Annotated in this window: 16 protein-coding genes and 1 other RNA gene; 14 read left to right on the plus strand and 3 right to left on the minus strand. The window is 59.6% G+C overall.

Translation table 11 applies throughout. The features are described 5' to 3' along the window. Position 1: 1 nt before the first annotated feature. Complete coding sequence (locus EKL15_RS07985) at positions 2-1,042, minus strand: PLP-dependent cysteine synthase family protein (protein ID WP_015376851.1); 1,041 nt, start codon at positions 1,040-1,042, stop codon at positions 2-4. Between the two features lie 122 nt (positions 1,043-1,164). Between EKL15_RS07985 and EKL15_RS07990 the strand changes: the two genes are divergently transcribed. The 5 genes from EKL15_RS07990 (at position 1,165) to amtB (ending at position 7,205) form a co-directional block, all read left to right on the plus strand. Then, positions 1,165-1,626, plus strand: a complete 462-nt coding sequence (locus EKL15_RS07990; protein ID WP_004940330.1) for an Lrp/AsnC family transcriptional regulator — start codon at positions 1,165-1,167, stop codon at positions 1,624-1,626. Positions 1,627-1,718: 92 nt separating this feature from the next. Next, on the plus strand, positions 1,719-3,494 hold the full coding sequence (gene smdA, locus EKL15_RS07995) for a multidrug efflux ABC transporter permease/ATP-binding subunit SmdA (protein WP_060440573.1): 1,776 nt from the start codon (positions 1,719-1,721) through the stop codon (positions 3,492-3,494). Then, positions 3,487-5,265 (plus strand): multidrug efflux ABC transporter permease/ATP-binding subunit SmdB, encoded by a 1,779-nt coding sequence (gene smdB, locus EKL15_RS08000; RefSeq protein ID WP_055312256.1) that lies wholly within the window; start codon positions 3,487-3,489, stop codon positions 5,263-5,265. Before smdA ends, smdB begins: the two co-directional genes overlap by 8 nt. A gap of 278 nt (positions 5,266-5,543) precedes the next feature. Continuing rightward, on the plus strand, positions 5,544-5,882 hold the full coding sequence (gene glnK / locus EKL15_RS08005; protein WP_004940327.1) for a P-II family nitrogen regulator: 339 nt from the start codon (positions 5,544-5,546) through the stop codon (positions 5,880-5,882). A 36-nt stretch (positions 5,883-5,918) separates the two neighbouring features. Continuing rightward, positions 5,919-7,205: an ammonium transporter AmtB gene (gene amtB, locus EKL15_RS08010; protein ID WP_019454179.1), complete on the plus strand. Its 1,287-nt coding sequence runs from the start codon at positions 5,919-5,921 to the stop codon at positions 7,203-7,205. Between the two features lie 90 nt (positions 7,206-7,295). On the opposite strand, the gene tesB is transcribed toward amtB, so the two are convergent. Then, the gene (tesB, locus tag EKL15_RS08015) at positions 7,296-8,159 is read right to left on the minus strand and encodes an acyl-CoA thioesterase II (protein WP_004940320.1); all 864 of its coding nucleotides are present in this window, start codon (positions 8,157-8,159) and stop codon (positions 7,296-7,298) included. Positions 8,160-8,390: 231 nt separating this feature from the next. On the opposite strand from tesB, the gene EKL15_RS08020 reads away from it, so the two are divergent. Continuing rightward, positions 8,391-8,882, plus strand: a complete 492-nt coding sequence (locus EKL15_RS08020; RefSeq protein ID WP_016928846.1) for a YbaY family lipoprotein — start codon at positions 8,391-8,393, stop codon at positions 8,880-8,882. Positions 8,883-8,946: 64 nt separating this feature from the next. Here EKL15_RS08020 and EKL15_RS08025 read toward each other — a convergent pair whose 3' ends face one another. Next, positions 8,947-9,261 carry an MGMT family protein gene (locus EKL15_RS08025; RefSeq protein ID WP_033642088.1) on the minus strand — a complete coding sequence of 105 codons (315 nt, stop codon included), beginning with the start codon at positions 9,259-9,261 and terminating at the stop codon, positions 8,947-8,949. A gap of 156 nt (positions 9,262-9,417) precedes the next feature. Between EKL15_RS08025 and ffs the strand changes: the two genes are divergently transcribed. The 8 genes from ffs (at position 9,418) to gspF (ending at position 17,282) form a co-directional block, all read left to right on the plus strand. After that, positions 9,418-9,514: signal recognition particle sRNA small type (gene ffs / locus EKL15_RS08030), an RNA gene on the plus strand. A gap of 358 nt (positions 9,515-9,872) precedes the next feature. After that, the gene (locus tag EKL15_RS08035) at positions 9,873-10,670 is read left to right on the plus strand and encodes a winged helix-turn-helix domain-containing protein (protein WP_203089203.1); all 798 of its coding nucleotides are present in this window, start codon (positions 9,873-9,875) and stop codon (positions 10,668-10,670) included. Continuing rightward, the gene (locus tag EKL15_RS08040) at positions 10,655-11,149 is read left to right on the plus strand and encodes a FidL-like protein (protein WP_047728690.1); all 495 of its coding nucleotides are present in this window, start codon (positions 10,655-10,657) and stop codon (positions 11,147-11,149) included. Before EKL15_RS08035 ends, EKL15_RS08040 begins: the two co-directional genes overlap by 16 nt. Positions 11,150-11,552: 403 nt before the next feature. Beyond that, positions 11,553-12,038 (plus strand): hypothetical protein, encoded by a 486-nt coding sequence (locus tag EKL15_RS08045; protein WP_060440572.1) that lies wholly within the window; start codon positions 11,553-11,555, stop codon positions 12,036-12,038. Positions 12,039-12,068: 30 nt separating this feature from the next. Next, positions 12,069-12,572 carry a type II secretion system protein N gene (locus EKL15_RS08050; protein ID WP_203089205.1) on the plus strand — a complete coding sequence of 168 codons (504 nt, stop codon included), beginning with the start codon at positions 12,069-12,071 and terminating at the stop codon, positions 12,570-12,572. 126 nt (positions 12,573-12,698) lie between these two features. Continuing rightward, complete coding sequence (gspD, locus tag EKL15_RS08055) at positions 12,699-14,588, plus strand: type II secretion system secretin GspD (RefSeq protein ID WP_100396263.1); 1,890 nt, start codon at positions 12,699-12,701, stop codon at positions 14,586-14,588. Further along, a complete protein-coding gene (gene gspE / locus EKL15_RS08060) occupies positions 14,585-16,081 on the plus strand; it encodes a type II secretion system ATPase GspE (protein WP_198509090.1) in 1,497 nt (498 codons plus the stop codon). The genes gspD and gspE overlap by 4 nt, the downstream gene beginning before the upstream one ends. Then, on the plus strand, positions 16,071-17,282 hold the full coding sequence (gene gspF, locus EKL15_RS08065; RefSeq protein WP_060423402.1) for a type II secretion system inner membrane protein GspF: 1,212 nt from the start codon (positions 16,071-16,073) through the stop codon (positions 17,280-17,282). Before gspE ends, gspF begins: the two co-directional genes overlap by 11 nt. Positions 17,283-17,286 lie beyond the last annotated feature (4 nt).

The following is a 17,286-nucleotide window of genomic DNA, read 5'->3' on the forward strand; positions in this document are numbered from 1 at the left end:
GTTACAAATCCGCCAGCTGCGCCAGATACGGCTGCAGATCGCCGATGTTGTTGCTGACCCATTCCGGGTTGTAATAGGTATCCAGATAACGCTCGCCGCTGTCGCACAGCAGGGTGACGATCGACCCTTGCTCGCCGTTTTCCCGCATCTGTTTCGCCAGCTGCAGCGCACCCCAGACGTTGGTGCCGGTGGAGGCGCCAACCTTGCGGCCTAACACGCCTTCCAGCCAGTGAATGGTGGCGACGCTGGCGGCATCCGGCACCCGCAGCATGTTGTCGACTACCGACGGGATGAACGACGGCTCGGCGCGCGGGCGGCCGATGCCTTCGATACGGCTGCCGCAGCTGCCGATCAGGGTGCGATCGCCGTGGTGGAAGCAGTCATAGAACACCGAATTTTCCGGATCGACCACCGTCAATTGGGTGTCGTGCCCCTGATAGCGGATGTAGCGCCCCAGCGTAGCGGAGGTGCCGCCGGTGCCGGCGCTCATCACGATGTGTTTCGGCACCGGGAAAGGTTCGCGTGCCATCTGGCGGAAGATGCTGTCGGCGATGTTGTTGTTGCCGCGCCAGTCGGTGGCACGTTCGGCATAGGTGAACTGATCCATATAGTGGCCGTTCAGCTCTTTCGCCAGCTGTTCGGAGGCGGCGTAGATCTGGGCGGCGTGATCGACGAAGTGACAGCGGCCGCCGTAAAAGGCGATCTGCTCCACCTTGCGGCGCGCGGTGCAGGATGGCATCACCGCGATGAACGGCAGGCCGATCAGACGAGCGAAGTAGGCTTCGGACACCGCGGTGCTGCCGGAAGAGGCCTCGATGATGGTGGTGTTCTCGGTGATCCAGCCGTTGCACAGGCCATAAAGGAACAGCGAGCGCGCCAGGCGGTGTTTCAGGCTGCCGGTCGGGTGGGTGCTCTCGTCCTTCAGATACAGGCAGATGCCGGGAAACGCCGGCAGGTTCAGGCGGATCAGGTGCGTATCGGCGGAGCGCTGAAAATCCGCTTCTATTTCACCGATAGCATATTTTACCCAAGAGTTTGTCATGATTTGGCCTCAAAATAGGGGGCTGGTTTATGGCGTAGCATAGCCTGTCGGCAGGAAAAAAGGATTGCCATTTTTCCTGTTTAATCGCCTAATGAGAGAAAATTTTTCTCCTGGTGGCCGCTATGTTAGATAAAACAGACCGTAAGCTGCTGTGCATGCTGCAGCAAGATTGCACCCAGTCGCTGCAGGCGCTGGCCGATGCGGTCAATTTGACCTCGACGCCGTGCTGGAAACGGCTGAAGCGCCTGGAAGACGAGGGCTATATCCGCGGCCGGGTGGCGCTGCTGGATAACGAAAAGCTCGGCCTGGGGCTGACGGCGTTCGTGCTGATCAAGACCCAGCAGCACAGCAGCGAGTGGTATCAGGCGTTTGTGCAACTGACCAGCCAGATGCCCGAGGTGCTGGCGTTCTACCGCATGGCGGGGGAGTACGACTATCTGATGCAGGTCGAAGTGGCGGACATGAAAAGCTATGACGGCTTTTATAAGCGTCTGGTGAACGGCGTGCCGGGCCTCATCGATGTCACCTCAAGCTTTGCCATGGAAAAAATCAAATACACCACCGCGCTGCCGGTGCCGGAGTGAAAAGTTCACCGGACGGGCGGCTCAACGGTGGTATCCTGCTCTGCTGAAGCAGAAAAAGAGACAAATCCCATAAAACCCTGGAATCAAACTGCGTGAGATTATTTGCTCAAATCGGCTGGTACTTCCGCCGGGAGTGGCGCCGCTACCTCGGGGCGGTGGTGCTGCTGATCGTCATCGCCATCCTGCAACTGCTGCCGCCTAAGCTGGTCGGCATCATCGTGGACGGCGTCACCGAAAAACAAATGTCTACCGGCGTGCTGATGGCTTGGCTCGGGCTGATGATCGGCACCGCGATCGTCGTTTACCTGCTGCGCTATGTGTGGCGGGTGTTGTTGTTCGGCGCCTCCTACCAACTGGCGGTTGAGCTGCGCGAAAACTTTTACCGCCAACTCAGCCGGCAAAACCCGGCGTTCTACCTGCGCCACCGCACCGGCGATCTGATGGCGCGCGCTACCAACGACGTGGACCGCGTGGTGTTCGCCGCCGGCGAAGGCGTGCTGACGCTGGTGGACTCGCTGGTGATGGGACTGGTGGTGCTGGTGGTGATGAGCACCCAAATCAGCTGGCAGCTGACGGTGCTGGCGTTGATCCCGATGCCGCTGATGGCGATCGCCATCAAATATTACGGCGACCAGCTGCACCAGCGCTTTAAATCGGCGCAGGCGGCGTTTTCCAGCCTGAACGATCAGGCGCAGGAAAGCATGACCAGCATCCGCATGATCAAGGCCTTTGGGCTGGAAGATCACCAATCCAACCGCTTCGCCGAGGTGGCGGCGCAGACCGGCGCCAAGAACATGCACGTGGCGCGGGTGGATGCGCGCTTCGATCCGACCATTTATATCGCCATCGGCGCCTCTAACCTGCTGGCCATCGGCGGCGGCAGCTGGATGGTGGTGAACGGGTCGCTGACGCTCGGGCAGCTGACCAGCTTTGTGATGTATCTCGGCTTGATGATCTGGCCGATGCTGGCGCTGGCCTGGATGTTCAACATCGTCGAACGCGGCAGCGCGGCCTACAGCCGTATCCGCAGCCTGCTCGACGAGGCGCCGGCGGTGCAGGACGGCCCGCAGGCGTTGCCGGCCGGCCGCGGCGTGCTGGACGTGGATATCCGCGCGTTCCACTACCCGGAAAACCCGCATCCGGCGCTGCATGACGTGGCGCTGACGCTGAAGCCGGGGCAGATGCTGGGGCTGTGCGGGCCGACCGGCGCCGGCAAGTCGACGCTGTTGTCGCTGATCCAGCGCCAGTTCGACGTCGACCAAGGGCAGATCCGCTATCACGGCCTGCCGTTGCCGCAGGTCAAACTCGACGACTGGCGTTCGCGGCTGTCGGTGGTGAGCCAGACGCCGTTCCTGTTTTCCGATACCGTGGCGAACAACATTGCGCTGGGCCATCCGGGGGCGACGCAGGCGCAGATCGAACAGGCGGCGCGGTTGGCCAGCGTCCATGAGGACATTCTGCGGCTGCCGCAGGGCTATGACACCGAAGTGGGCGAACGCGGCGTGATGCTGTCGGGCGGGCAGAAACAGCGTATCTCCATTGCGCGTGCGCTGCTGCTGGATGCGGAGATCCTGATCCTCGACGACGCGCTGTCGGCGGTGGACGGCCGTACCGAACACCAGATCCTGCACAACCTGCGCAGCTGGGGGCAAGATCGCACGGTGATCATCAGCGCGCACCGGCTGTCGGCCTTGACCGAAGCCAGCGAGATCCTGGTGATGCAGCACGGCGGCGTTGCGCAGCGCGGCGATCCGGTGGCGCTGGCGGCGCAGCCGGGCTGGTATCGCGATATGTACCGTTATCAGCAGCTGGAAGCGGCGCTGGACGAAGCGCCGGAAAACGGCGAGGAGGCGTTGGCCGATGAATAAAGTGCAAAAGCTGTGGCCGACGCTGAAGCGGCTGCTGGCCTATGGCTCGCCGTACCGCAAACCGCTGGGGCTGGCGGTGCTGATGCTGTGGATAGCGGCGGCGGCGGAAGTCGCCGGGCCGATCCTGGTGAGCTATTTTATCGATAACTACGTCGCCAAAGGGCAACTGCCGCTGACGATCGTCGGCGGGCTGGCGGCGGCTTACATCCTGCTGGAGCTGCTGGCGGCGGCGCTGCACTACTTCCAGGCGCTGCTGTTCAACCAGGCGGCGGTGGGGGTGGTCCAGCGGCTGCGCACCGACGTGATGGACGCCGCGCTGCGCCAGCCGCTCAGCGCCTTCGACACGCAGCCGGTCGGGCAATTGATCTCGCGCGTCACCAACGACACCGAGGTGATCAAGGATCTGTACGTGATGGTGGTCTCCACGGTGCTGAAAAGCGCCGCGCTGATCGGCGCCATGCTGGTGGCGATGTTCAGCCTCGACTGGCGCATGGCGTTGGTGGCGGTCTGCATCTTCCCGGCGGTGTTTGTGGTGATGGGCATCTATCAATACTACAGCACGCCGATCGTGCGCCGGGTGCGCAGCTATCTGGCGGACATCAACGACGGTTTCAACGAAGTGATCAACGGCATGGGCGTGATTCAGCAGTTCCGTCAGCAGGTACGCTTCGGCGAACGCATGAGCGCCGCCAGCCAGTCGCACTATCTGGCGCGCATGCAGACCCTGCGGCTCGACGGTTTCCTGCTGCGACCGCTGCTCAGCCTGTTTTCGGCGCTGGTGCTGTGCGGGCTGCTGATGCTGTTCGGCTTCAGCGGCGAGGGGGTGATTGGCGTCGGCGTGCTCTATGCCTTCATCAACTACCTGGGGCGCCTGAACGAACCGCTGATCGAGCTCACGTCGCAGCAGTCGATCCTGCAGCAGGCGGTGGTGGCCGGTGAACGCATTTTCGAGCTGATGGATCGCAGCCAGCAGAGTTACGGCGCCGACGATCGTCCGCTGGCCGGTGGCCGCATCGACATCACCGATCTGAGCTTCGCTTACCGCGCGGACAAAAAGGTGCTGCAGCACATTTCGCTGGCGGTGCCTTCGCGCGGTTTCGTGGCGCTGGTTGGGCATACCGGTAGCGGTAAGAGCACCTTGGCCAACCTGCTGATGGGCTATTACCCGGTCAGCGAGGGGGAAGTGCGTCTCGATGGCCGCCCGATCTCCAGCCTGTCGCACCGCACGCTGCGCCAGGGCGTGGCGATGGTGCAGCAGGATCCGGTGGTGATCGCCGATTCGGTGCTGGCCAACGTTACGTTGGGGCGCAACATCGAGGAAGACGCCGTGTGGCAGGCGCTGGAAACGGTGCAGCTGGCGAGTCTGGTGCGCGGCTTCCCGCAGGGTATTCACACCCGGCTGGGAGAGCAGGGCAATAACCTGTCCGTCGGGCAGAAACAGCTGCTGGCGATGGCGCGGGTCTTGGTGCAGGCGCCGCAGATCCTGATCCTCGACGAGGCGACCGCCAATATCGACTCGGGCACCGAACAGGCGATCCAGCGCGCGCTGCGTGCGATCCGCGAGCACACCACGCTGGTGGTGATCGCCCACCGGCTGTCGACCATCGTCGATGCCGATTCCATCCTGGTGCTGCATCGCGGCCAGGCGGTAGAGCAGGGCAACCATCAGCAGCTGCTGGCGCAGCAGGGGCGCTACTACCAGATGTACCAGCTGCAGCTGGCGGGCGAGCAGCTGGCGGAAGCGGTGCGCGAAGAGAGCCAACCCGCCTGAGCATGGGCCGCGATCGCGGCCCTTCTTTTTTTCCCACGCACCACAAGCAGGCAACCCGCCTGCGCCATGCCCCCTTTCTGCACTTTTTCGACGCGATGCGCACCAAATCAGTGCGCGATATTTAATCAATTCAGGGTGTCGGTATGGCGCCGCGGTCTGATGGTGCCCGCGTTCCCGCTAATCCGCTGAATCGTCATGCAAAATCAAATCTGGCACAGGCCTTGCTACATATGACGCGTACCAGGGGTGAGTTTGGGTTTAATTCGTGGAGGGGCAATATGAAGCTGGTGACCGTGGTAATCAAACCGTTCAAGCTGGAGGACGTGCGCGAGGCTCTGTCCTCCGTGGGCATTCAGGGGTTGACCGTAACCGAAGTGAAGGGCTTTGGCCGCCAGAAGGGGCACGCCGAGCTGTATCGCGGCGCCGAATATAACGTCAACTTCCTGCCCAAGGTCAAAATCGACATCGCCATTGCCGACGATCAGTTGGATGAAGTGGTTGATGTGATTAGCAAAGCCGCCTACACCGGCAAAATCGGCGACGGCAAAATTTTCGTTGCCGAGTTGCAACGCGTGATCCGCATTCGCACCGGCGAAACCGACGAATCGGCACTGTAACCGCGAACTCAGCTAAGTGATGGGGATGGATTGATAATGAAAAGACTGTTATCCATGTTGGGCCTGAGTTCGGTAACCCTGGTTCCTTCTTTGGCCCTGGCCGCCCCGGCGGTCGCTGATAAGGCCGACAACGCCTTTATGATGATCTGCACTGCGTTGGTGCTGTTCATGACGCTGCCGGGCATCGCGCTGTTTTACGGCGGCCTGCTGCGCGGCAAAAACGTGCTGTCGATGCTGACGCAGGTCACCGTCACCTTCGCGCTGGTCTGCGTGCTGTGGGTGCTGTATGGCTACAGCCTGGCGTTCAGCGAGGGCAATGCGGTATTTGGCGGGTTCGAAACGGCGATGCTGAAAGGCATCGGCATCGATAGCGTCACCGGCAGCATCAGCCAGATGATCCACGTCGCCTTCCAGGCGTCCTTCGCCTGTATCACCGTCGCACTAGTGGTGGGCGGCTTCGCCGAACGCATTCGCTTCTCGGCGGTGCTGATCTTCGCGATTGTGTGGTTCACGCTGTCTTATCTGCCGATCGCGCACATGGTGTGGGGCGGCGGCTACCTGGCCACCGACGGCGCATTGGACTTCGCCGGCGGCACCGTAGTGCACATCAACGCCGCCAGCGCCGGGCTGATCGGCGCCTACCTGATCGGCAAGCGCGCCGGCTTCGGTAAAGAGGCCTTCAAACCGCACAACCTGCCGATGGTGTTTACCGGGGCGTCCATCCTGTATATCGGCTGGTTCGGCTTTAACGCCGGCTCCGCCAGCGCGGCCAACGGCATTGCGGCCCTGGCATTCCTCAACACCGTGGTCGCCACTGCGGGCGCCATTCTCTCCTGGACCTTCGCCGAATGGGTGCTGCGCGGCAAGCCTTCGCTGCTGGGCGCCTGCTCCGGCATGATCGCCGGGTTGGTTGCGGTGACGCCGGCGGCGGGCACCGTGGGCGTGGGCGGGGCGTTGATCATCGGCCTGGTGGGCGGCGTCGCCGGCCTGTGGGGCGTAGTGACGCTGAAGAAATGGCTGAAGGTGGACGACACCTGCGACGTGTTCGGCGTGCACGGGGTGTGCGGCATCGTCGGCTGCCTGCTGACCGGCGTGTTCACCGCCTCTTCACTGGGCGGCACCGGCTACGCCGAAGGGGTGACGATGGGCCATCAGGTCTGGATCCAGCTGGTGAGCGTGCTGATCACGCTGGTGTGGTCGAGCGTCGCCGCCTTTATCGCCTTCAAGATCGCGGGCGCGATGGTGGGCCTGAGAGTGCCGGAAGAGCAGGAACGCGAGGGGCTGGACGTCAACAGCCACGGCGAGAGCGCCTACAACCAATAAGACTCGAAGCAGGGCAGTGCGCTAAAGACTAAAATAATGATGAAGCCGACAGGGGCGATGGAAACATCGCCCCTTTCTTTATGCTGCGGATCAGGCGTCGCGCTGGCGAATCACCCCTTCCTGCACGGTGGTGGCGACCAGGACGCCGTCGCGGGTGTAGATTTGGCCGCGAACAAAGCCCCGTGCGCCGGAGGCGGAGGAGCTCTCCACCGCGTACAGCAGCCAGTCATCCATGCGGAACGGGCGATGGAACCACATGGAGTGGTCAATGGTGGCCACCTGCATGCCCGGCTCGAGGAAGCCGACGCCGTGCGGCTGCAGCGCGGTCGGCAGGAAGTTAAAGTCCGACGCGTAGCCCAGCAGGTATTGGTGGATGCGTTGATCGTCCGGCATGCTGCCGTTGGCGCGGAACCAGACGTAGCGATGCGGTTCTTCCACGCTGCCTTTCAGCGGGTTGTGGAATTTCACCGGGCGCATTTCGATCGGCTTTTGGCCGATAAATTTTTCGCGCACTTTTTCCGGCAGCATATGCGCCAGCTTCTGGGCGATCTCTGATTCGGACAGCAGCCCTTCCGGCGGCGGCACGTCCGGCATCAGGTTCTGGTGCTCGAAACCCGCCTCCGGGCTCTGGAAGGAGGCGGTCATATAGAAGATAGGTTTACCGTGCTGGATGGCGCTGACGCGGCGCGCGCTGAAGCTGTTGCCGTCGCGCAGGGTTTCCACGTCGTAAACGATAGGCTTGCTGCTGTCGCCCGGGCGCAGGAAGTAGCTGTGGAAAGAATGCACGCTGCGTTCATCCGGCACCGTCTGCTTGGCGGCGTACAGCGCCTGGCCGACCACCTGCCCGCCGAACACCTGGCGCAGCCCCAAATCTTCACTCTGGCCGCGGAACAGCCCTTCTTCGATTTTCTCCAGATCCAGCAGATCGAGGAGGTTTTGCAATGCCTGGCTCATAAAGTTGTTACCTTTCTAATAATCATTTTGCGCAGTGTGCGGAATATCACGGCGCGGCGTCAACATCTTGCGTTATAGGGCCGATGAGAATGCTCTTAATAGTGGGCGCTTTGGACAGGCTAAGTGATTAATAGGTGGAGCAAAGTGGATTTGTCAGTGTTTTGTGCTAAGTTTAATAGGTGCGGTGGTGAAAGCCACCAACATGTTGATAATAAAAAAGGAGACCGATCCATGAAACTCTGGCAAATCGTAGGCGGTGCCGCGGCACTGACGATCACGCTGGCAGGATGCGCGCAAAAGAGTGCTGATGTGCCTACACAGGCGGCCGGTAACCCGGCGGCTGCGCAAACGCAGATTCAGGGCCCGGCGGTGACAGGTTCGGTTAATATACGTCAGCGCATTGCGCTGCCGCCGGACGCGGTACTGACGGTCACCCTCTCTGACGCCTCGCTGGCGGATGCGCCGTCTAAAGTGATTGCACAGCGCGCGGTACGCACTGAAGGGCAACAGGCGCCGTTCAGCTTTACGCTGCCGTATAACCCGTCCGACATCCAACCGAATGCGCGTATCATTCTGAGCGCGGCGGTGACGGTCAACGGGCGACTGATGTTTATTACCGACACCATCCAGGAAGTGGTCAACCGCAACGGCACCCGTGCCGATCTGCTGCTGGTTCCGGTTCAGGGTGTGCCGATTCAGGCTGCGCCAACCGCCATGCAGTAATCTTACTGCGGTACAGCAAGATGAAATCAACAGCCTTTGCGCTTCGGCCAAAGGCTGTTTTGTTTTACCAGCGCCAGCCGTAGCGATCGAAATCGACCGTGCTGTGCGGGCCGAAAATAATCCCCTCCGCCAGCAATGCCTGCCGCTGCCGTTGAAAATCCTCCCCCTGCTGCGATATCTGCCCGTGGCGGTTGATCACCCGGTGCCAGGGCAGCGTGCTGCCTTCCGGCAAACGCCGCAGCACGCCGCCGACCTGACGTGCGGCGCGCGGTGAACCGGCCAGCCGGGCAACTTCGCCGTAGGTGGTGACTTTGCCGTAAGGAATGGCGGCCACGATGTGGAATACCCGCTGGCTGAAAGAGGCGTCTTCTGGTTGCATGTTGCTGTTCCTGCGCGAGTCAAAACCCAGGCGGAGAGTGTGCCACAGCGCAGGTGGGTAAGAAAACAGCGGTTGGTCCCGGTTGGCTTGCTATTTGATAGGGCATCGCCGATAATGCCCACCGCTTCGGAGTACAGAAGCCGTCAATGGGGGCCCTGTTGGTTCTCCCGCAACACTAACTTGTGAACTCGGTCAGGTCCGGAAGGAAGCAGCCGCAGCAGGTGACGTGTGTGCCGGGATGTAGCTGGCAGGGTCCCCACCCATTTGCGGCCCGCAAAAACGTTTTTCCCCGTTATTCTTCCTGTCGACAGCTGCACAAGCGTCATTTCGTACGCCGCGAGCGAGCGTCTTTTCCTCTGCGCCGTTTTTGCCCTTCTCCCCCTATAGGGTTGCCAACAGATCCGATGACGGTGAAAAAAATAGCGTTTATATCGTTATTTGTGGGGCAAATAATGGCGCAGGCATAGGGAAAATTCTTAAAGTTGCACGCCTGTTGGGATGGCGTTAGTATTGTTTATTCTCTGTGCGAAAAAACTATCCGCGCTTCGCGGCGGTCGTCGAACTCGCTGAATAAGTTTAAATAATAACCCGTGTGCGCTGTCAGGCTGAACATGATTTATATCATTGATAAAGATATTACATTTAACACTGAAAACGGTTCATTGAAGAGTATAAAGAAGGGACGGGAAGTTTTCTTATCCAGCGTTAATTCTAGAGTATTCAAATGTTTGCTTGAGCATGGCCACGAGGTGGTGAGCCGGGATACGCTGTTGCAGCAGGTGTGGACCGATCACGGCCTGAGCGCCTCTTCGGCGACGTTGAATCAATATATCAGCCTGACGCGGCGGGCATTGACGTCTGTCGGTTTCAATGAACGCCTGATCGTTACCCTCTCTAAAAAGGGGTATAGACTCAATAGAATAATACCGATCGACCGACTGCGGATTGATTTACCCGATCCCCCGCCGCTTGCCGATGCCCCGGTTCCCTTGGCTGCGCCGACCGCAACGTCAAAAAACACCCACCACTATTTTTTTATTCTGCTGCGCAGCTTATCGATCGTCGTGCCATTATCTTTTCTGGCGCTGTGCTTTATCTATTACAAACATCATCGCGACAGTGAAAAGAAGCAGGTATTGTCTTACGTGGGGACGGTAAACGGCTGCCCGATCTACTATGCCGGCCATTTTTTGGAGAATCATCAGGACGACTATTTGCAGTTCTTGGTCAGGAAGGATCTTTATGGCCAGCGTTGCCGCCCCGGTGAGATTGTCATTACCAAGGTTAACCGTTCTCATAATGCCAATGAAGACAGCGGACGCCAGTTTATCGCCAAATGCACGAAGGACAGTGCGGCCGTTTTGCATAATTGTGAGAGCGAGTACATCCGGGCATGGAAAAAAAGTTAAATATTTTGTCAGCCACGCTGGTCGGCCTGTGCGTGTTGACTGGCAGCGTGGTGTATTCCCTGGTTCGCAGCCATCATGAGTTCGGTGATTTTTCCTGCGAAGCGAACGCCACGTTCAATTATTTCAATTCGCTGGACGCGCAGGCGGCACACGATGACATCCAGCTGTCGCTAAAAATAAACTACATCTTTTTGTCGGGCGATAAGGGCGTGATGATCTTGTCGGGCCTGGCCAACGACGGTGAAGAGAAGTATTTCGTCAACCGACGGGTTAATTTCAGCTATGTCTCGCAAGGCAGTTTCTATCGTTTCCACTATGGTGAGGTGAATTATTCACCGCGCGATACCTTGCCGGAAGAGGTGTATACTTACTTTTTCAGCAATGAATCGACGTTTTATCATATTCGCAGCGTAGACAAGAATACGTTGATGTTCAGCAATGCCTACTCGCCGATGTTTTTATGTAATATCGAATCCTGATTTTTATCTCGTTTTTTATGTGAGCTTAAGGTGTATTTCTGTTACCCTTTACATCCTCGCCTCCTGCCTTTTTAGCACGCAACTAATAACATGGGTTATTATGCGTGAATGTCTATTTTCTTTATCATTAATCAAATTTAATGGTGGTTTAGCTATTTTATAAAACCTGCTATCGTCATGTTTTTAAATGATTTAATGAATCTAAGGTAGTATGATGTGACCATATTAATTTTATATTGTTTATTTTAAAGAAATAAGTTGCATGAATGTTTTTCGCATGATTAATTGAGGCCGCTCTTGAAACGGCGAACCATTAATTTTCATTGAAAATGCATCTCGCCGCATGCGTGCAAAGGTGATGGCACAGAGGGCCTTTGAACTTCATTAAACTGATAGGCGAGAGATGGACATACATAACATTGCCCTGAACGAGACTCTGTTGGAAAATGAGTTGGTAATATTAAACAACAATGAAAAAACGCTGTTGTTTAAAAAAGAGAATGTGCTCATTGAAATGACCGAATTACAGCGGCGCTTCATGCTGTGCCTGTTGAGCGGTATTTATAAGAAGAACGACATTATTCGCGCTGTCTGGTTTTGCAACCATGAGACCATCAGCGACAATAACTATTATCAGATGATATTCCAATGCCGCTCTTTGCTCTCCCGCCACGGTATTCCTGGCGAGGTGATCAAGACCATTCCCCGATTTGGCGTGATGTTGAGCTTTCAAGCCTGCGAGCGTGCGGCCGCTAATTTGCAGGGGGAATGCCCGTCATCATCGGCTAATAAGCGCCGGCGAACGTGGCTGGACGCCGTGAATTATAAAGTGGCTCTGGTCATCACGCTGCTGTTTTCCGTCGCGATGGTGGTCGGTATTTCCGCTTAGCGTTGGCGCCGTTGAATAACCGGGGGTGCCGTGAGCAAACGGTTGATAGATTTTTTTATGCTTCTTTTTTTTCTGACGAATCTGGCGTTCATGCTTCAGCTGGGATGGCGAATGATGGCCGGGGATGGCGCGCCCGTTGAGCCGAGCCGTGAAAACGCGCCCGGGCCGGGGCGCCATATTGTCTTTCCTCAGGAAGAGGACATCGGAAAAATTAATGAAGCGCACTGGTTTGGCCGCTATCAAGCGGCGAAAGACGGCGAAAAGGCGCACGGGTATGAAGTCGGCGAATGGGCGATCGGTGCCGAGCTGCTGGCTAACGCACCGGAAGCCGCTGCGCTTGGCAAGATAGCGGGTTTGCTGTTCAGCGATAACGCCAAAAAAAGCCTGGTCATCGTCGAGCATGGCGGCAAGCAAACCGGTTATGGCGTTGGCGACCGTCTGGCCGGCAGCAATGCCGTCATCGTGCGGATAGTGAAAAATAAAATACTGCTCGATGAAAACGGCTATTACGCCACGCTGACGTTTAAAGAGTAGCCGGCGCGCCGTTTCGGCGCGGGGTGTTTTATAGCATAAGGCGACATTGTGATTACGCATTTTATTTATCGTTCCGGCCCAGGCTGGAGCGCCGGCTTATGGCGCGCGTTAGCGGCGGTGGCCGTCATGATTGTGCTGGCTGGCGCGGCGCGCGCGGAGCAATTCTCCGCCAATTTCAAAGGCACGGACATTCAGGAATTTATCAATACGGTCAGTAAAAACCTGGGAAAAACCATCATTATCGATCCGGCGGTGAAAGGTAAGGTCACGGTGCGCAGCTATGAACAGCTCGACGAGAAGCAGTATTACCAGTTCTTTCTCAACGTGCTGGATGTCTATGGCTATACGGTCATCGGCATGCCCAATAACGTCTTGAAGGTGATCGCCGCCAAAGAGGGAAAAAGAGCCGCGCTGGCACAAAACGGCGGCGAGGCGATCGCCGAAGGGGATGAAGTGGTGATGCGCGTGGTACCGCTGCGCAATATCGCGGCCAAAGACGTTTCGCCGATATTGCGCCAGCTCAACGACAGCATCGGCGTGGGCAGCGTGGCGCATTACGAGCAGGGAAACGCGTTGTTGATCACCGGCCGGGCCAGCGTGGTCAATGGCCTGCTCGAGCTCGTCAGGGAGATGGATCAGGACGATGGCAATCGGGTCGAAACTCTCGCGCTGAAGCATGCGGCGGCGCCGGAGATCGCGCGCATGGTGAACGAACTGTTTCGCGAAGAGGGCAAACGGCGCACGGCCGGCGCGAGCTCGCTGCGGCTGGTGGCGGATGAGCGGACCAACAGCGTGATGATCGCCGGGGATGATCGGAGCCGCGAACACGCCAAAGAACTGATTGACCAGCTGGATAACAAGAGCGTCACCCAGGGCAATACCCAGGTTATCCCTCTCAAATACGCCAAGGCGCAGAGCCTGGTCGAGGTGCTGACCGGCGTGAGTGCGGGCCTGCAAAACGAGAAGGAGAGCGCCGCCGCCAACGTGGCGCTGCTGAAAAATGTGGTGATCAAGGCCGATGAGCAGACCAATGCGCTGATCATCACCGCCGCGCCGGATGTGATGCGCGATCTGGAGGTGGTGGTCGCCAAGCTCGATGTGCGCCGCGCGCAGGTGCTGGTCGAAGCGGTGATCGTCGAAGTGCAGGATGGGCAGGGGCTGAACATCGGCGTGCAGTGGGCCAACAAATACGGTGGTGGCACGCAGTTCGCCGGCCAGATGCCCGGGGTGTCGGCGGGGTTCGAAAACGGCATGAGCGACGTGTTCGGCAAGGCCAACGGCCTGATGACCGGTTTTTACAGCGGTAACTGGGGCGTATTGCTGACCGCCATCGCCAGCAACAACCAAAATAATATCCTGGCCACGCCGAGCATCGTCACGCTGGATAACGCCGAGGCGGAATTCAGCGTCGGGCAGGATGTGCCGATCCTGACCGGTTCGCAAACCACCAATAGCGATAACGTCTTCAATACCGTGTCGCGCAAGACGGTGGGGATCAAACTCAAGGTCAAACCGCAGATCAACCAGGGCCAGTCCGTGCTGATGCAGATCGAACAGGAGGTCTCCAGCGTTGCCGACAGCGCCGGCGCTACGCCGGATTCGCTGGGGGCGACCTTCAATATCCGCACGGTTAACAACACGGTGCTGGTGGACAGCGGCGAAACCGTAGTGGTGGGCGGCCTGTTGGACAAGTCCAACTCGGAGCTGGAGAGCAGCGTGCCGATCCTGGGCAAGATCCCGCTGGTGGGGGCGCTGTTTCGCTCGACCGCCACCAAAGCGAGCAAGCGTAATTTGATGCTGTTTATCCGCCCGACCATCATTCGCAGCACCGAGGGATATGCCCGGCAGAGCCAACGCAAGTTAGGCAAGTTCGACGCCGAACAGCAGGACGATCGTGAGCTGAATGACGCACTGCGCGGCGAGATCGCCGGCGATAAGAAGGCTCCCGACAATCGGGCGTTTCTCGCCACCGTTGCAAGTATCGACGCGTTTTATTCGCGGGGAGTGCGCCCGTGAAGCCCCGTTCTGCGGGGCCGCTGCTGCCTTTTTCCTGGGCGCGCCAGCATGGCGTGCTGGCCGTTGACGGGCAGCACGGTATCCAGATTTATTGTCACCTTGACACAAGCCACGCCGCATTGATGGAGGCCTACCGCTGCCTGCCCGGCGAGCCAGCGCTGGCCCGGCTGGAGGCGGAGGCTTTTGATCAACGGCTGGTGGCGCACTACCAGCAGGAAAGCGGCCAGGCGCAGAAAATGATCGACGACCTGGGCGGCGAACTGGATTTTTACGCGCTGGCCGAGGAGCTGCCGCAGCAGCAAGATCTGTTGGACGAACAGGACGATGCGCCGATTATCCGCCTGATCAACGCCTTGCTGAGCGAGGCGATCAAAGAACGCGCCTCCGATATCCACATCGAAACCTACGAGAGCGAGCTGGTGATCCGCTTTCGCATCGACGGCGCGCTGCGGCGGATTTTGGCGCCGCAGCGCAAGCTGGCGGCGCTGCTGGTGTCGCGCATCAAGGTGATGTCGAAGCTGGATATCGCCGAGAAGCGCGTGCCGCAGGATGGGCGCATGGCGCTGAAGGTCGGCGGGCGAGCGATTGACGTGCGGGTGTCGGTGATGCCGGCCAGCCACGGCGAGCGCGTGGTCATGCGCCTGTTGGACAAACAGGGCGTGCGGCTCGAACTGCCCAGCCTGGGCATGGCACCGGCGCACCAGCAGGCGTTGCTGCGCCTGATCCGCCAGCCGCACGGCATCATTTTGGTCACCGGGCCGACCGGCTCCGGCAAGAGCACCACGCTCTATACCTTGCTGAGCCAGATCAACGATGAACAGCGCAACATCATGACGATCGAAGATCCCGTCGAATATGAGTTGGCCGGCATTGCGCAGACGCAGGTGAATCCCAAGGTGGACATGACCTTCGCGCGCGGGCTGCGCGCGCTGCTGCGTCAGGATCCCGACGTGGTGCTGATCGGCGAGATCCGCGACGGCGAAACGGCGCAGATCGCGGTGCAGGCCTCATTGACCGGGCATTTGGTGCTGTCGACCCTGCATACCAACACGGCGATCGGCGCCGTGACCCGGCTGCGGGACATGGGGGTCGAACCGTTTCTGCTTTCGAGTTCGCTCAGCGGCGTGTTGGCGCAGCGCCTGGTGCGCCGGCTGTGCCCGCAGTGCCGCGAGCCTTATGCGTTGTCTGACGCGCAGCGGCGCCTGCTGGGGCTGCCCCCGACGCCGGCGGTGACCTGCTGGCGCCCGTTGGGGTGCGAGGCCTGCGGCGGGCAGGGATATCACGGCCGAATCGGCTTGCACGAACTGTTGGTGCTGGATGAACCGATGCGCATGGCGATCCATCGCGGTGACGGCGAGCTGGACATCGCGAAACTGGCCGCCGAACGCTATCTGCCGCTGCGCCAGGATGGGATCGCCAAGATGCGTGCCGGGGAGACCAGCCTGGAGGAAGTGCTGCGAGTGACGCGCGAAGGGGACGGCGATGAAGTTTGATTATCGCGCCTGCGATCGTGAGGGGCGCGCCCAGCGCGGCGTGTTGGAGGCGGATTCTCTGCGCCACGCCCGCGATCGCCTGCGTGAAAAGGGGTGGCAGGTGCTGGCGGTGCAAGCGCGCAGGCGGCCCGCTTTCGCCGGCATGTTTGCGGGCCGCTGGATGAGCGGCGTGAGCAGCGGCGATGTGGCGCTGTTGACCCGGCAGCTGGCGACGCTGCTGTCCGCTGCGCTGCCGCTGGAGGAAGCGCTGATGGCGGTGGCGCGGCAAACGGAGAAAAAAGGTCTGCAGGCGGCGTTGGCTCAGGTGCGGCAGCGCATTCTGGAGGGCTTTCCGCTGGCGCAGGCGCTGGGTCAGCATCCGCAGATTTTTGACCGCCTCTATTGCGCCATGGTGGCCGCCGGTGAGATTTCCGGCCATCTGGCGCCGGTGCTGGAACGGCTGGCCGACTACGTCGAACAGCGCCAGCAAATGAAGAACAAAATCGTGCAGGCGCTGGTGTACCCGATGGTGCTGACGACGGTGGCAATCGGCGTGGTGGCGATCCTGTTGACGGCGGTGGTGCCGAAGGTGATCGAACAGTTTGTGCATATGAAGCAGACCTTGCCGCTGTCGACCCGGATGCTGCTCGGCGCCAGCGACGGGCTGCGTCGATGGGGGGCGTTGGCGCTGATATCGGTGCTGACGGGCCTTGGCGCGTTCCGCTATCGCCTGCGGGATCCGGCGCGGCGCGTGCGCTGGCATGCGTTCATCCTGCGGTTGCCGGTGGTCGGCAAGCTGTCGCTGGCGGTGAACACGGCGCGCTACGCCAAAACGCTGAGCATTTTGAACGCCAGCGCGGTGCCGTTGCTGGAGGCGATGCGCATCAGCGCCGGCGTGTTGGGCAACGATGCCGCCCGCGAACGGCTGCTGGCGGCGATGGAGCGGGTGCGGGAGGGCGAAGGATTGTCGCCGTCGCTTGAGGGCACCGCGCTGTTCTCACCGATGATGCGGCACATGATCATGTCCGGCGAGCGCAGCGGTGAGCTGGACATGATGCTCGAACGGGCGGCGACGATGCAGCAGGAGGCCTTCGGCCGGCAAGTCACGCTGGCGCTGGGGCTGTTTGAGCCTTTATTGGTGATCGCGATGGCCGGTTCGGTGCTGTTTATCATTTTGGCCATCCTGCAGCCGATATTGCAGCTCAATAATATGGTCGGCTAATCAT

It is taken from the genome of Serratia sp. 4542, assembly GCF_016805595.1.
Lineage (GTDB): Bacteria > Pseudomonadota > Gammaproteobacteria > Enterobacterales > Enterobacteriaceae > Serratia > Serratia nevei.